Raw genomic sequence first — 14836 nt, forward strand, 5'->3', positions numbered from 1 at the left:
CGATCTTCAACTCGCACATGTGGGACGGCTCGCACGAGACCCTGTCGGAGAACTTGCGCATCGGCCGTGAACTGCTGGAGCGTGCTGCTGCTGCGAAGATTATCCTCGAGGTGGAAATCGGTACCGTCGGTGGCGAGGAAGACGGTGTTGAGAACGAGATCAACGAGAAGCTTTACACCACCACCGAGGATGCCCTGGCCACGATCGAGGCGTTGGGTGCCGGCGAGAACGGCCGTTACCTGACGGCGTTGACGTTCGGTAACGTGCACGGCGTGTACAAGCCGGGCAACGTCAAGCTCCGCCCTGAGCTGCTCAAGCAGATCCAGGCCGAGGTGGGGGCGAAGATCGGTAAGGACAACCCGTTTGATCTGGTCTTCCATGGTGGTTCGGGTTCCACGGAGCAGGAAATCGCTGACGCTGTTTCCTATGGTGTGATCAAGATGAACATTGATACTGACACCCAGTACGCGTTTACCCGTCCGGTGGCCGGGCACATGCTCTCGAACTACGACGGCGTGCTGAAGATCGACGGCGAAATGGGCAACAAGAAGACCTACGATCCCCGCGTTTGGGGTGCTTCGGCCGAGGCCGGCATGGCCGCGCGCATCGTCGAAGCCGCCCAGCAGCTCGGATCGGTGGGCAAGACCTTCTAATGTCCGCGCCGCTTGCGGCGGAGCCCTAAAGTTGATGAACGACGCAGCCAAACAAGGCCGGAAAGGAGCGATGATGAAGAACAGTGCTTCTTTCCGGTTGCTCCGCACAGGGCTCATCGCTTCGCTCATCATCGGATTGGCCGCTGGCGGACACCTCGCCGGTGGCGGGCAGCTTCCTGCCCCGACGGTTCTTCTGGGGTTGTGCGCCCTTACCGTCCTGCCGGTATCGATCCTGACAAAGTTCCAGCTGTCCTTTCCCGTTCTGACCGCCCTCCTGGGTACCGGGCAGGCATGGTTGCACTGGGCCTTCCACTCCATGGCCGGAGTCGCTTCAACTGGAGCAGCTTCCTCTGGTGTGGGATCGATTGGTGTGGCATCAACTCCTGGCCACGTGCACCACAATCCGAGCTGGGCGGTTGAGGCCGCCGCCACAGGTTTCCCGGCTCAAGCCGCTGCTGACGGCTGGCAGATGATGGCGGCCCACGCGCTGGCGACAGTGATGACGGCGTTGGTCCTGGCCCGCGGTGAAAAGGCTCTCGGGGCAGTGACGGCCTGGCTGCGTCCCTTGACGACGTTGCCCGTCCCCGCCGCGATCGTCCCGGCACGCGTCCCAGGTGCTTGCACGGCTCCGATGGTTCTTCCCCGTGATCAGTTGGATCAGCGCATACCAGTACTACGAGGTCCACCGGCCATGATGCCCGCCGTCTGAGACCTTCGCGCATCCCTGGTGCGAACTCCCTTCTTTCATTGACCTTCTTTCATTGACAAGGAACAGACGGCCCACCTGCTGGCCAGGTCAAAGGTCCCGGCCAGACTACCGACATCCTTTTCCGTGAAAGGCATCTGCCATGAAGACCTCAATCCGTCGTACCCTGAAATCCGCCTCAGTTGCCACTCTGGCTGCCGGCATGCTCGCCGCGGGAGCTGCCGCTGCCACCGCCCACGTCCACGTGGTTCCCGACGAAACGGCCGCTGGCGGCTACACCCACCTGACGTTCACCGTCCCCAACGAATCGACCACTGCCAAGACGAACAAGCTCGAAGTAGCGCTTCCCAGCGATACTCCCTTTAACTCCGTCTCCGTGAAGCCCGTGGAGGGGTGGACCTCACAGGTAGTGACCGGGGAGCTTCCCAAGCCCGTCACCGTCGCCGGAGCCACAGTGACCCAGGCGCCCCGTTCGGTGGTGTGGACTGCCGACGAGGCCCACCAGATCGGGCAGAACCAGTACCAGACCTTCTCGATCTCGGTGGGTGTGCTGCCGGACGCGGGTACCACCCTTACATTGCCGGCCACCCAGTCCTATACGGACGGCAGCGTGGTTGCGTGGGATCAGAAAACCGTGGAGGGGCAGGAAGAGCCGAAGCACCCGGCGCCGTCGTTCGTGACCACAGCGGAGGACGCCGAAGCAGCAGGCCACCACGCTCCAGCAACGTTGCCAGCCCCCGCTTCAGCCACCACCCCCAGCGACGGCGGTTCAACGGCAGGCTGGTTTGGTCTGGCCGCTGGTTTGATCGGCCTCGCCGCCGGTGTCACTGCCTTGGCACGTACGCGCCCAGTGAAGGGCTAGGTTCCTCATGACTCTCATGACCAAGCCCCCGGCGGGAGTCCCGGGCTCCCACAAGCCATCGACAACAATCCCGCCTGCCACCCAACCACCCTCGGACCGAGGGTGGTTCCGGGCCTTCCTGCTTCGCATCCACTTCTACGCAGGGATCCTCGCGGGACCTTTCCTGCTGATCGCAGCCTTGAGCGGCGGCCTCTACGCAATGGCGCCGCAACTGGAACAAGTGATGTATTCGAAGGAATTGCACGTTCCGGTGGTCGACAATCCGCTCCCGCTGTCCGTCCAGGTCAAAGCTGCCATGGAGGAGGCCGGGGGAGCGGCGCCCACAAGCGTGCGGCCGGCACCCGGACCTGAAGACACCACCAGGGTCCTGTTTGCCGATCCGACGCTTGGCGAGTCAACCTCCAGGACATTGTTCGTAGATCCTGGGACGGCCGAAATCCGCGGGGACCTGCCTACTTATGGCAGTAGTGGCTCCCTTCCCATCAGGACGTGGATTTCCAATCTCCACCGGTCTTTGAACCTTGGTGAGCCGGGCCGTGTCTACAGCGAACTCGCGGCCTCGTGGCTCTGGGTCATAGCTGCAGGTGGACTGCTGCTGTGGATCGACCGGATCCGGCGCAAACGAGCCGCCAACAAGGCCGCCGCCGTCAAACCGCGTCCTGCCTCAGGCCGTGCACGGACAGTGTGGCTGCACGGAACCACCGGCACCGTGATGTTCCTGGCTTTCATGTTCCTTTCAGCAACCGGACTGACGTGGTCAGCGAATGCCGGAGCAAACGTCAGCACCCTGCGAACGGCCCTGAATTGGACCACGCCCAGCCTGAAGACCTCGCTGACCGAAGAGGCCGCACCCCCGGCCGGGGACCACTCCAGCCACGGTGCCGGTCAAAGCCAAGGTGCCGGTGAAAGCCCAAGAACCGGTAGCGAGGCAGTTTTCGATCCCGCAATGTTCGACACCGTAACCAGGGCTGCCAGGGCGGATATCGTCACGGCACCGATGATCGACATCAAACCCTCGGCGGCACCGGGCACGGCATGGTCCGTCACTGAGGCCGGGCGGGAATGGCCCGCCTCAGCCAGCGCGGTAGCCGTCGATCCTGCCACTGGAAACATCGCCAACCGCCTCGACTTCGATGATTTCAATCTCGCGGCGAAGCTGTCTCGCTGGGGCATCGCAGCGCACATGGGGCTTTTGTTCGGCCTTGCCAACCAGCTGGTCCTCTTGGCGATAGCTATGGCGCTGTCCGCAATGGTGGTCTGGGGATACATCATGTGGTGGAAGCGGCGGCCTACCCGGGGCAGCGACTGGGCCGTGGGCCGTCCCGCACCTCGTGGGGCGCTTGTTCGCGGGCATTGGGCCGGTGTCCTGACTGCGATCACGGCCATGGTTGCTGTCGGACTTTTCCTGCCGCTCCTTGGGTGGAGCCTGCTGGTATTCGTCGTTCTGGACACGGTTGTTGGAGAGATCAAGCGCCATCACGGGCGACCCACCCAAAGAGATAGCTCAAAACACTCCCAACTGGGGGTATTAGCTTCGCGGGAATGACAGGACGATGGATACAAGCCGCGGACCCCACCCACCAGGCCGCCCGGCATCAGACCGGCGGCACCACCAGAAAGGCAGATCCACATGAGCTTAACTTTCCAACCCCAGGAACTCTTCGAGACCGACCTGGATAAGTCCCTCCTGGGCCAACCCTTTGCGGACGTGCTCGGCGACGAGATTCGCGTGCGGATGGCCGTTCCCTTCACCAGCGACGATTCCCGCATTCTTTCGGGTGTTTGGGAAGCTGAACCAGGCCTCTCCCGCTGGGAGTTCCTGGAGCGCGGTGAAGCGATCCACGTCTTGGAGGGCCGCATGGTCGTTACCGAGGATGGCCGCGAGCCCGTCACGGTTGAAGCCGGCAACGCCGCAATTTTCCCCATCGGCTGGCAGGGAACCTGGGAGATCCAGGAGCGCATCCGCAAGTTCTTCGTGATCTTCGCGGCCTGACCCACCCCTGCATCACCACTCACCAACGCAAGCGAACGACGGCGGGAACCTCCCGCCGTCGTTCGCTTGCGTTGGTGACCTGCTTGCCTATGCCAGCAGCCGCCGCATCTGTTCACCGGCGTCACTCCCGGGTGCAGGTGTATAGACCACGATGTGGAGGTCCGGCCGGTCCGATGGGGAGACTTGATGATGCTCCATGTGGAGAACGCCAACCGCGGGGTGGTGGAATTGCCGCTCGCGGGATTCGAAGCCCAGGATGTCGTACCGGTCCCAGCTCTCCTGGAACTCCGGGCTGGCGGCCTTCAGCCGTTCCACCTGGTACTCCACATCCGGATCACCCAACCGTTGGCCGGTTTCGGCCCTGAACTCGGCCAAAAAGCGCTTGCTCGTGACGTCCCAGTCCGGGAGCAGGTCCCGGATGTAGGGGTCGGTGAAGACAAGCCACAGCAGGTTCCTGTCCGAGGCATCGAACGTTCCGATGTTGGGGTACAGCGCCTCGTACGCTCGATTCCAACCGGCGATGCCCCAATCAGGGGACAGTGCGTAGGAGGGGTTGGGGTCCAAGGCATCGAGCAGGCGTTGGACATGGGCCGGCGCATCGGCGGCCACCGGGCCCTTTGGCGGAGCGGAGGAATAGCCGCCCAAGGAAAGCACGTAGCTCAACCCGGTATCGGAGAGATGCAGCGCCCGCGCTATGGATTCAAGGACCTGCCGCGAGGGACTGATGTCCCGGCCTTGCTCCAGCCAGGTGTACCAGGTGACGCTCACGCCGGACAGGAAGGCGATCTCTTCCCGGCGGAGGCCGCGCTCGCGGGATCGCCCTACCGGGGGCAGCCCGTAGTCCGAACGCAGGGCCTGGGTGCGGCGCGTCCTGAGGTAAAGCCCCAACTCCTTGCGCCTCTCATCTTTCACGCCTCAACACTATTACTCTGGTACTTTCACTACTAGTAGCAACACCGTCTTCCGCCCGTCGGAGAAGAACAGCAGGATGGTATTCATGCCTGTACTACGCTCAAGAACAGTTACCCATGGCCGCAACATGGCCGGCGCCCGCGCACTGCTGCGTGCCTCCGGCGTCGCCAACACGGACATCGGCAAGCCGATCATCGCCGTCGCCAACTCCTTCACGGAATTCGTCCCCGGACACACCCACCTGGCTCCCGTGGGCCGGATTGTCTCCGACGCCATCCTGGCCGCAGGCGCCGTGCCGCGCGAATTCAACACCATCGCCGTGGACGACGGAATCGCCATGGGCCACTCCGGCATGCTCTACTCGCTGCCGTCCCGCGACCTGATCGCCGACTCCGTCGAGTACATGGTCAACGCGCACTGCGCCGACGCCCTGGTCTGCATCTCCAACTGCGACAAGATCACCCCGGGCATGCTCATGGCGGCCCTGCGCCTGAACATCCCCGTAGTGTTCGTTTCCGGCGGTCCCATGGAGGCCGGCCGCGTAACCCTGACGGATGGCTCCGTCCGTTCCCTGGACCTTGTGAACGCGATTGCCGACGCCGTGGACGAATCCATCTCCGATGAGGACATCAACCTCATCGAAGAGAACGCCTGCCCCACCTGTGGTTCCTGCTCGGGCATGTTCACCGCCAACTCCATGAACTGCCTCGCCGAGGCCATCGGCCTGGCCCTGCCGGGCAACGGCTCCGTGCTCGCGACCCACACCGCCCGCAAGGCGCTGTATGAGAAGGCCGGCGCCACCGTCGTCGATCTCGTGAAGCGCTATTACGACGGCGACGACGACTCCGTGCTGCCGCGCTCCATCGCCACCGCCGAAGCATTCGACAACGCGATGGCCCTGGACATCTCCATGGGCGGCTCCACCAACACCATCCTGCACCTGCTGGCCGCGGCCCAGGAAGCAGGAGTGGAGTACGGCCTGGCCGAGATGGACGCCAAGTCCCGCCAGGTGCCCTGCCTGGCCAAGGTGGCCCCGAACGTCGCCGGGGACAAGACCTATTACATGGAGGATGTGCACCGCGCCGGCGGTATCCCCGCGCTCTTGGGTGAACTGAACCGCGGCGGCCTCCTGCACAAAAACGTCCACTCGGTGCACTCCAACGACCTGGACGGCTGGCTGGACGACTGGGACGTCCGCGGCGGCAAAGCCACCGCGGAGGCGCAAGCGCTCTGGCATGCGGCTCCCGGAGGCGTCCGCTCCTCCACCGCGTTCTCGCAGTCGAACGAGTGGACCTCCCTGGACACCGACGCCGAGGGTGGCTGCATCCGTTCCGTGGAGCACGCCTTCTCCAAGGACGGCGGCCTGGCTGTGCTGCGCGGCAATGTCGCAGTGGACGGCGCCGTGGTGAAGACCGCGGGCGTGGACGAGTCCATCTGGATTTTCGAAGGACCTGCGGTTGTGTGCGAGTCACAGGACGAAGCTGTGGAGAAGATCCTGAACAAGACCATCAAGGAAGGCGACGTGGTGGTCATCCGCTACGAAGGCCCCAGGGGTGGTCCGGGCATGCAGGAAATGCTGTACCCGACGTCGTTCCTCAAGGGCCGCGGCCTGGGCAAGAAGTGCGCCCTCATCACGGACGGCCGCTTCTCCGGCGGCACCTCGGGCCTGTCGATCGGGCACATCTCGCCGGAGGCTGCCTCCGGCGGAACCATCGCCCTGGTGGAGAACGGCGATATCATCAGCATCGACATCACGCAGCGCTCCCTCCAGTTGCAGGTCTCCGACGAGATCCTCGCCGAACGCCGCGAAAAACTTGAAGTCAACGGTGGCTACAAGCCAAAGGACCGCGAACGCCACGTCTCACCCGCGTTGCGCGCTTACGCCGCCATGGCACTGTCCGCGGACAAGGGCGCCGTCCGCGACGTCTCGCTGGTGGAAAACCTCTAAGGGACCGTTCCGCGCTTTAGCCGCCTGCCGACGTCGTGCTTCATTTGAACGCACGACGCCGGTGGGCGGCTTTTGTTTACGGGACGAACCGGTAGCCCATCCCGGGCTCGGTGATGAAGTGGCGCGGGGTGCCCGGTTCAACTTCCAGCTTCCGGCGGAGTTGCGCCATGTACACCCGGAGGTAGTTGGCTTCCTTGGCGTAGGCCGGGCCCCACACCTCGGTGAGGAGTTGCTGCTGGGTGATCAGCTTGTCCGGATTGCGGACCAGGATGTCCAGGATGTTCCACTCGGTGGGCGTCATCCTGACGTCCTGACCGGACTTGGTGATTTGCCTCTTCGCAAGATCCACGGTGAAAGAGCTGGTCTCGATCGTGGTGGTTTCATCGCTTGATTCGGTGCTTCGCCGCAGGATGGCCCGGAGCCGTGCGAGCAGTTCGTCCAGTCCGAAAGGCTTGGTGATGTAGTCGTCCGCTCCGGCGTCCAGTGCTTCCACCTTGTCGCCGGACCCGTGCCGGGCTGACAGGACCAGGATGGGCACGGCGCTCCACTCGCGGAGCCGGGTGATGACCGTGGTGCCGTCGATGTCCGGTAAGCCGAGGTCAAGGATGACGACGTTGACCGGCCGTTGCGCGGCAGCGTGGAGTGCCGATTCGCCATCCATGGCTGTTGTGACGGTGTATCCCTGCCCTTTGAGGGTGATGGCAAGTGCGCGGACAATGTGGGGATCGTCGTCCACTACCAGAACGCTATTCATGCCGGATGCCATTCACTGGGTGTTTTTCGGGGGACGGCAGGGAGTGCGCACCCGTGGATAAGGGCAGCCGGATCACCATGGTCAGGCCGCCGCCGGGCGTTTCTTCGGCGGTGAGGGTGCCGCCCATTGCCTCGGTGAAACCCTTGGCCACGGCGAGTCCCAACCCCACTCCAGTGGCGGCCGGGACGTCGTCGAGCCGCTGGAAGGGCTGGAACATTTGGAGCACGCTGGCCGCGGGGACGCCTTGGCCGTGGTCGATGATTCGGAGTTCACTGGCTGGCTGCCCGGCCAACGTGGTGGTGCTGAGTCCGCCAGCGGCGCCAACAATCACGATGTCGGAGTTCGGTGCGTATTTCACGGCATTCTCCACGATGTTGGCAACCACTCGTTCAAGCATGCCGGCGTCGGCGTCCACCTCGGGCATGTTGGGGAGGAGGTCCACACGGACCCGTCCAGCCGGGACTCCGTGAAGTGCAGCTGGGATCACGTCGAACCAACGGACGGGTTTGATCAGGGCGTTCACCGAATCGGAGGTAATCCGGGACATGTCCAGGAGGTTGCCCACCAGCACGTCCAAGCGATCCGAGCATTCATCGATGGTGGACAGGAGCTCTTGTTCCTCTTGTTCCGTGTAGTGGATCCCGGGCTGCCGCAGGCCGCCAACGGCCAGTTTGATGCCGGCCAAGGGGGTGCGGAGGTCGTGGGAGACGGCGCGGAGAATGGACGTGCGCATCGTGTTGCTTTCGGCCAGCCGCATGACTTCGCGGCGGCTCGCTGCAAGTTGCCGGCGTTCCAGCTGCGCTGAGAGGTGTGAGCCGAAGGCACCGAGCAGGCGGCGGTCGCTGGCAGGGAGGACCCGGCCGGTAAGGACCAGCCGTGTGGTGGCGTCGATCAGTTCGATGTTCTCGTTGTCGTCCGGGGCTTCATCCCCGGCCGCGGCTACGAGTCGCCAGCCGGCGTGGCCGGGAGTTGAATCGTAGAGGGCAGCCCGGCGGACTTGGAAGACGTCCACAGCCTGCTCCAGCAGGCCCACCACCGTGTCCTCGGCAGTGGTCGCTCCGCGGGTGAGATCGCCAAGGGTGGCTGCTTCCGAACGGGCCCGGGCGGCTTCTTTGGAACGCCTGGCCGAAAGGTCCACCACCACGGCCACAGCCGAGGAAACCCCCGCGAAGACCAACAGCGCCAGCAGGTTCTGCGGATCGCTGATGGTCAGGGTGCCAAGGGGCGGAACGGAGAAGAAATTCACCAGGGCACTGCTCCACAGGGCACCCAGCAAAGCGGGCCACAGGCCACCCACCAGTGCAACGGCAACAGAACCGCTGAGCTGGACCAGGACGGCCGTCGCGATGTTGTGCGATGGGCTTGCGGCCAACAGGAGTTGCAGCAGGACGGGCACCAGAAGGGCCATGGCAAAGCCAACCATCACCCGGACCCGGCCGAGGTCGCGTGGCCGCGAAGGCTCCTTGCCGCGGCCACCAAGCGGATGCGAAACCATGTGGACGTCGATGTCGCCCGAGTCCCGGACTACTTTGTTCCCCACGCCGCCGGTGAGCCGCCCGGCCAGGGCCTTCCGACGCGATACGCCCACCACGATCTGGGTGGCATTGACGCTTCGGGCAAAGTCGAGCAAGGCTTTGGCGGGGTCCTCACCAGCCACAATGTGGTAGCTGCCGCCGAGGTCCCGGATGAGGGTGCGCTGGGCTTCCAAGGCTTGCGGGGATTCGGCGGCCACGCCATCAGCCGCGCGAACATGGACGGCCAGCAGGTCTCCGCCATTGACGCGTTTGAGGATCCTGGCGGCCCGTCGGATCAGGACCTCACCTTCGGGACCACCTGTCAGTCCGATGACGATGCGTTCCCTGGCCGGCCAGCTTTCCTCGATCTGGTTTTCTTCCCGGTAGCGGGCCAGGCCTTCGTCCACACGGTCCGCAAGCCAGAGCAGGGCAAGCTCGCGGAGTGCCGTCAGGTTACCCACTCGGAAGTAGTTGGACAGGGCCGCATCGATCTTGTCCGCGACGTAGATCTTACCGTCGCCCAACCGCTGCCTCAGCAGTTCCGGTGAGATGTCCACCAGGTGGATTTGGTCGGCGCGACGCACGATGTCGTCCGGGACAGTCTCCGCCTGGTGCACGTCGGTGATAGCGCTGACGACGTCGCCCAGGGAGGCCAGATGCTGCACGTTGACGGTGGAGAGGACATCGATACCCGCTTCCAGCAGTTCCTCAATGTCTTCCCAGCGCTTGTGGTTGCGGCTGCCAGGGATGTTCGTGTGCGCGTACTCGTCAACGATGGCCGTGTGTGGCCGACGCTCCAGGACGGCGTCCAGGTCCAGTTCCTCAAACGAACTGCCCCGGTAGTCGATGCTCCGGGTGGGGATGACTTCGAGCCCTTGGGTCAGTGCGCGGGTGTCGGCGCGGCCGTGGTGCATGGCGAAGGCCACCACCACGTCCTCGCCACGGCCAAGCAATCTGTGGGCTTCCTCGAGCATGGCGTAGGTCTTGCCGACGCCCGGGGCAGCCCCCAGGAATATTCTCAGTGTTGCCCGCGCCATAACGTCATTCTTCCACTCGGAACGGGAGCCTAATGATTGTTGCCGGCCGCTGCGACATCCAGGTTCAGCAGTGTCACGTTGACCGATGGCTGGCCCAGGAACGCTTCCAGTCCGCTGCTTGTCCGCTTGTCCACCAAACCCTGCACAACGTCCGTGCTGAGGCCGTGGGCTGCAGCAACCCGGGCGACCTGGAGGGCCGCGTAGTCAGGTGAGATGTGCGGATCAAGGCCGGACCCGCTGGCCGTCACCGCATCGGCGGGGACGGCCGCCTCACTGACGCCTTCTGCCGCGGCCACTGCGGAGCGGTTGGCGGCAACGGCGTCGAGCAGCTTCGCGTCGTTGGGGCCCAAATTGCTGGCCGAAGACGACGCGGGATCCCATCCGACGGCCGAGGGCCGGGCGTGGAACCACGCGGGATCCTGCGTGCCGGCGTCGTCCGCAGACACTTGGGCGAACAGTGCCGATGCCGCGGGTTCGCCCGCAGAGTCCTTGACCACTGAACCGTTCGCTTGGAAGGGAGCCACCAGCTGCCCAACCCCGAAGATCGCAACGGGATACAGGAGCCCCAGGACGATGGTCGCGAGAAGCAGGAACCGGGCTGCGGTGCCCGCCTGGCGAAGATAACCGGTAAACACATTCATGGTGGAGTCCTAGCCGATGCCGGGGATGAGGGAAATGATCAGGTCAATGAGCTTGATCCCGAGGAACGGTGCCACGAGGCCACCGAGGCCATACAGCAGCAGATTCCTGCCAAGCGCTTGATTCGCGGACACGGCCCGGTACTTCACGCCACGCAGCGCCAAAGGAACCAGTGCCAGGATGATGAGGGCGTTGAAGATCACCGCCGAAAGGATGGCCGACGACGGACTCGCCAGGTCCATGATGTTCAGCATCCCGAGCCCCGGGAACGCAGCGGTGAACAGCGCCGGCACGATCGCGAAGTACTTCGCCACGTCATTGGCCACCGAGAACGTGGTCAGTGCCCCGCGTGTAATCAGCAGTTGCTTGCCGATGCCCACGATGTTGATCAGCTTGGTTGGATCGGAATCCAGATCCACCATGTTTGCCGCCTCCTTGGCAGCGGGTGTTCCCGAATTCATCGCTACGCCCACGTCAGCCGCGGCCAACGCTGGGGCGTCGTTGGTGCCATCACCCGTCATGGCAACCAACCGCCCTTCGCCCTGCTCGCGCCGGATGACGTCCAGCTTGTCCTCGGGCGTGGCTTCCGCCACGAAGTCGTCGACGCCGGCCTCCGCCGCGATCGCTTTGGCCGTCACGGGGTTGTCCCCGGTGATCATCACCGTGCGGATCCCCATCCTGCGCAGCTCCGCGAAACGGGCATGCATGCCGGGCTTGACCACATCGGCCAGGTGCACTGTTCCCAGAACCCGGGCGCCGCCGTCGTGCGTGTGTTCGGCGACCAGCAGCGGCGTGCCACCCTGGGCGGAGATTTCCTGCACTCGCCGCTGGACTTCTGCAGGTATGCGACCGCCGGCTCCGGTGATGAATCGTTCGACGGCGGCCGCGGCGCCTTTGCGGATCAGGCGCCCGTCGACGTCAAGGCCGCTCATGCGTGTGCTGGCCGTGAACTCCACGATGCTGATGTCCTTGGAGTCCTTACGGAGGTGGTCCAGGTCCGGACCGTCCACCCCCTTGTCGTTGGCGAGCTCCACAATGGAACGGCCCTCAGGGGTTTCATCCGCAAGGCTGGACAACCGGGCCGCCGTGATGAGTTCGTGTCGTTCCACGTCGTCGGCTGGGAAGAAGTTGACCGCCCGCCTGTTGCCGTACGTGATGGTGCCCGTCTTATCCAGCAGCAACGTGGTGATGTCACCGGCAGTTTCCACTGCCCGCCCGGAGGTCGCCAGCACGTTGTGTTGGACCAGCCGGTCCATGCCGGCGATGCCGATAGCCGGAACCAGGGCGCCAATGGTGGTGGGAATGAGGCAAACCAGGAGGGCAACCAGGACGATCGGCGACGGCGTTGCTCCCGCCAGTGACGCGAGCGGGGCCAGGGTCATGGTGACCACCAGGAACACGATGGTCAACGAAACCAGGAGCACGTGCAGGGCGATCTCATTGGGAGTCTTCTGACGGACGGCTCCCTCAACGAGTTTGATCATCCGGTCTATGAACGTAGCTCCGGGTTCTGCCGTGATGCGGACCAGGATCCGGTCCGACAAAACCTTGGTACCGCCGGTCACTGACGAACGGTCGCCGCCGGATTCCCGGATGACCGGTGCGGATTCGCCCGTGATGGTGGACTCGTCCACGCTTGCCAGGCCTTCGATGATTTCGCCGTCGGAGGGGATGACGTCACCCGCTTCGCAGATCACGAGGTCGTTGAGCTTGAGGTCCGTGCCGGACACTTCCTTGGTGGTTCCGTCGTCCAGCCGCAGGCGGGCCAGGACGCCCTTGCGGCTGGCGCGGAGGCTGTCCGCCTGGGCTTTCCCGCGGCCCTCGGCGATGGCCTCGGACAGGGTGCCGAACAGGACCGTCAGCCAAAGCCACGCGGTGACAACAATGCCAAACACGGCTGGCTTGAACGCGCAAATCAAGGTGCAGGCGGCGGCTCCCACCAGCACCACGAACATGACGGGCGAATGGACCATCTGCCGGGGATCCAGCTTCTTGAACGCCACCGGCAGGGCAGCGCGGAGAGTGGCGGCGTTGAGTTTCGCCGGAGCCTTGGTGTGGTGCTTGTGTTCCCCGGGTGTTCCGAGCGGGTTGCCGTCAGCGTAGGTGAGTGCTGACGTGTCCGCGGCTGTAGCCGTGCTGGACCGGGTCATTTGATAAGTCCTTCTGCGAGTGGGCCCAGGGCAAGGGCAGGGAAATAGCTGAGGGCCGTCATGATCACGGTGACGCTGAGGAGGAGTGATCCGAAGAGCCCTCCGTGGGTTGGCACGGTTCCCGCTGATGCGGGGATCCTTCTTTGTCGCGCCATGGATCCGGCCAGTGCCAGGACCAGGACGATCGTGAGGAAGCGACCCAGCAACATGGCAATTCCGAGCATCACGGACAGATACGGTCCGGAGCTGGTGATACCGCCGAAAGCTGAGCCGTTGTTGTTGGCGCCTGAGGTGAAGGCATAAAGCAACTCACTGAACTGGTGGGGTCCGGCCGCCGGCGCGTTGGCCATGACGTCAGGGAGCAGTGCTGTGATGCCGGCCAGGACCAGCACCAGGGTGGGGGTCACCAGGATGTAGAGGGCCGCGAGCTTCATTTCCCGCGGGCCGATCTTCTTGCCCAGGAACTCCGGCGTCCGGCCGACCATCAGGCCTGCGATGAAGACGGCGATGATGGCCAGGACCAGCATGCCGTACAGCCCGGAACCGGTGCCTCCGGGGGCCACCTCGCCCAGCATCATGTTCACCATGGCGATTCCGCCCGCGAGCGGGGGAAGGGAATCATGGGCGACATTCACCGCTCCGGTGGAGGTGAGGGTGGTGGACGCGGCGAAGATGGAGCTTGCGGCTGGCCCCAGGCGTTGTTCGAAGCCTTCACCCAAGCCTCCGGCCGCCGCCGATGCAGCCCCTTGGCCCGACGCGACCGCCCAGCCCATCAGGGCGGTGGAGGCCAGCCAAAGAGCGGCCATGACTCCGGCAACGGTGAAGCCTTGGCGCCGGTCGCCGACCATCCTTCCGTAGGTGTAGGGAAGGGCGGAGGGGATGAGCAGGATCAGGAACACCTGGAACAGGCTGGTGAAGACGCTCGGATTCTCGAAGGGGTGGGCTGAGTTGGCGTTGAAGTAACCGCCGCCGTTGGTGCCCAGGACCTTGATGGCTTCCTGGGAGGCAACCGGTCCACCAGGAATCACCTGGGTGACCCCGGTGGCTTGGTTGGCCACCTCGGTGGACCAGAAATTCTGTACGACGCCGCCCATCACCAACGCGATGGCGCCCACTGCGGCTATGGGCAGCAGGAGCCGGAAAGATGCCCGGGTGACGTCAACCCAGAAATTGCCCAAACGGTCCGTCTTTGTCCGTACGATGCCGCGGATCAAGGCCACCGCCACCACGATTCCAACTGCGGCGGAGAGGAAATTCTGCACTGCCAGGAGGCACATCTGGACGAAGGTGCCCACGGTGGCCTCCGGCACGTACGTTTGCCAGTTGGTGTTGGTGACAAAGGAGATGGCCGTGTTCATGGCGATCCACGGATCCACGCCCGGAAGCCCGTTGCTCCCGGGCAGCAGACCTTGAAGCCGCTGCAGGGCAAAGATGGCCAGGATGGAAACGGCCGAAAAGACCAGAACGCTGCGCAGATACACAGACCAGCTCTGTTCAGTTCCGACGTCCACCCCTGCGAGTCGGTAGAACACCCGCTCCAACCTGGAATGCGTGCTCCCCGCGAAAACCCGCTCCATGTAGATGCCCAAGGGCTTGTGCAACAGAAGCAACGCGAGAAGAAGGACAACTATTTGGGTGATGAATGCTGCCGTGCTGAAAACCACCTGC

General features: G+C 64.2%; 12 protein-coding genes. 6 read left to right on the plus strand and 6 right to left on the minus strand.

Annotated elements, in window-relative coordinates; genetic code table 11:
- From fbaA to GVL04_RS21990, 5 genes are all read left to right on the plus strand, one after another.
- Positions 1-653 (plus strand): class II fructose-bisphosphate aldolase (gene fbaA, locus GVL04_RS21970; protein WP_159708500.1); only part of this gene is annotated, 653 nt, incomplete at its 5' end.
- A 70-nt stretch (positions 654-723) separates the two neighbouring features.
- The gene (locus tag GVL04_RS21975) at positions 724-1362 is read left to right on the plus strand and encodes a hypothetical protein (RefSeq protein WP_235036394.1); all 639 of its coding nucleotides are present in this window, start codon (positions 724-726) and stop codon (positions 1360-1362) included.
- 139 nt (positions 1363-1501) lie between these two features.
- The gene (locus GVL04_RS21980; RefSeq protein WP_159708502.1) at positions 1502-2221 is read left to right on the plus strand and encodes a YcnI family protein; all 720 of its coding nucleotides are present in this window, start codon (positions 1502-1504) and stop codon (positions 2219-2221) included.
- A gap of 7 nt (positions 2222-2228) precedes the next feature.
- Positions 2229-3767, plus strand: a complete 1539-nt coding sequence (locus tag GVL04_RS21985) for a PepSY domain-containing protein (protein WP_235036395.1) — start codon at positions 2229-2231, stop codon at positions 3765-3767.
- An 84-nt stretch (positions 3768-3851) separates the two neighbouring features.
- The gene (locus GVL04_RS21990) at positions 3852-4214 is read left to right on the plus strand and encodes a cupin domain-containing protein (protein ID WP_159708504.1); all 363 of its coding nucleotides are present in this window, start codon (positions 3852-3854) and stop codon (positions 4212-4214) included.
- A gap of 87 nt (positions 4215-4301) precedes the next feature.
- On the opposite strand, the gene GVL04_RS21995 is transcribed toward GVL04_RS21990, so the two are convergent.
- Positions 4302-5126 carry a helix-turn-helix transcriptional regulator gene (locus GVL04_RS21995; RefSeq protein ID WP_159708506.1) on the minus strand — a complete coding sequence of 275 codons (825 nt, stop codon included), beginning with the start codon at positions 5124-5126 and terminating at the stop codon, positions 4302-4304.
- 85 nt (positions 5127-5211) lie between these two features.
- Between GVL04_RS21995 and ilvD the strand changes: the two genes are divergently transcribed.
- Positions 5212-7074 (plus strand): dihydroxy-acid dehydratase, encoded by a 1863-nt coding sequence (gene ilvD / locus GVL04_RS22000; protein WP_159708508.1) that lies wholly within the window; start codon positions 5212-5214, stop codon positions 7072-7074.
- Between the two features lie 76 nt (positions 7075-7150).
- Here ilvD and GVL04_RS22005 read toward each other — a convergent pair whose 3' ends face one another.
- Genes GVL04_RS22005 through kdpA form a run of 5 tightly spaced genes read right to left on the minus strand, consistent with a single transcriptional unit; the run spans position 7151 to position 14832 of the window.
- The gene (locus GVL04_RS22005) at positions 7151-7828 is read right to left on the minus strand and encodes a response regulator (protein WP_159708510.1); all 678 of its coding nucleotides are present in this window, start codon (positions 7826-7828) and stop codon (positions 7151-7153) included.
- Complete coding sequence (locus GVL04_RS22010) at positions 7821-10379, minus strand: ATP-binding protein (protein ID WP_159708512.1); 2559 nt, start codon at positions 10377-10379, stop codon at positions 7821-7823. Before GVL04_RS22010 ends, GVL04_RS22005 begins: the two co-directional genes overlap by 8 nt.
- A 29-nt stretch (positions 10380-10408) precedes the next feature.
- Entirely contained in the window at positions 10409-11020 is a 612-nt protein-coding gene (locus GVL04_RS22015) for a potassium-transporting ATPase subunit C (RefSeq protein WP_159708514.1), read from the minus strand.
- 9 nt (positions 11021-11029) lie between these two features.
- Entirely contained in the window at positions 11030-13168 is a 2139-nt protein-coding gene (gene kdpB / locus GVL04_RS22020; protein WP_159708516.1) for a potassium-transporting ATPase subunit KdpB, read from the minus strand.
- Complete coding sequence (gene kdpA, locus GVL04_RS22025; protein ID WP_159708518.1) at positions 13165-14832, minus strand: potassium-transporting ATPase subunit KdpA; 1668 nt, start codon at positions 14830-14832, stop codon at positions 13165-13167. The genes kdpB and kdpA overlap by 4 nt, the downstream gene beginning before the upstream one ends.
- Between the last annotated feature and the right edge of the window lie 4 nt (positions 14833-14836).

The sequence above is a fragment of the Arthrobacter sp. 18067 genome (assembly GCF_902706295.1).
In the GTDB taxonomy this organism is placed as follows: domain Bacteria; phylum Actinomycetota; class Actinomycetes; order Actinomycetales; family Micrococcaceae; genus Arthrobacter.